The sequence below is a fragment of the Aeromonas sp. 603079 genome (assembly GCF_049172135.1).
Classification (GTDB): Bacteria; Pseudomonadota; Gammaproteobacteria; order Enterobacterales; family Aeromonadaceae; genus Aeromonas; species Aeromonas veronii.
The window spans coordinates 1-796 of record NZ_JAAKPX010000048.1; the positions used below are offsets into that span (position 1 = coordinate 1).

The 796-nt window shown below is 63.4% G+C and carries 2 pseudogenes; both read right to left on the bottom strand.

The features are described from left to right. Positions 1 to 236: pseudogene (locus G5287_RS20755) on the bottom strand (hypothetical protein); the annotation flags it as partial. 2 nt (positions 237 to 238) lie between these two features. After that, a pseudogene (locus tag G5287_RS20760) lies at positions 239 to 796 on the bottom strand (hypothetical protein); the annotation flags it as partial.

The following is a 796-nucleotide window of genomic DNA, read 5'->3' on the forward strand; positions in this document are numbered from 1 at the left end:
GTGGCCATCTGCTCGGCCAGGGGTTTCAGTGTCAGCACCCCGCCGCTGACCGTCTTGGCACAGGGATGGGTGAACTTGAGCACCACCAGAGCCAGCTGGTCGGTGATGGCCGCCCCCGGCGCCGGTCTGGTGCCGGTGTAGACGGTCAGGGTGGCATTGGGGCCGCTGCCGGTGTCGATGGCAGTCGCCAGCAGCTGGGCGCGGCTGGTGCGCAGCGTGTCCACATAGGTGAGCATGGCTAGTTCCTCTTGAGCGGGGCCAGCATGGGGAAGGGCGCAGGGGCCACACCCCCGCCAGGCGGGTAGGGTTTCGGTGCCTGGTAGTCGGCAGCCACGGCGTTATAGTCGGCGGGGCCATAGGCAGGGTCATCCTGGGCGACCACCATATAACGGCGATTCAGCCACAGCAGATCGAACCGATATACCCCATCCGATGCGCGGCTGTAGGTCTCGCCAACCAGTTCGCCATCCTGGGTAAAGCAGAGCACCCGCCGCCGCACCCCCACCCCGCTGATGGTCACCGTGCTCTCGATATAGCCCTGCAAAACGTTCTGCACCCCATCGCGGATCCAGAAGTAATCCCGCCCCTTGCAGAGCGGGGTCTGGGTCTGTTGCTGGAGATTGACCGGCCCCGCATACATCGGCGGGGTACCGCGCCAGACCACATCTTGCGGTTGGAACACAGCTCTAGGCTCCTGGTTGGCGGGTACACATTTCACCGGATGAACCTTCATGGTCATGTCAGAAAAATGGTCATATCCCCGATATAGGATCACCCGGCTGATGGTGGTATCGGC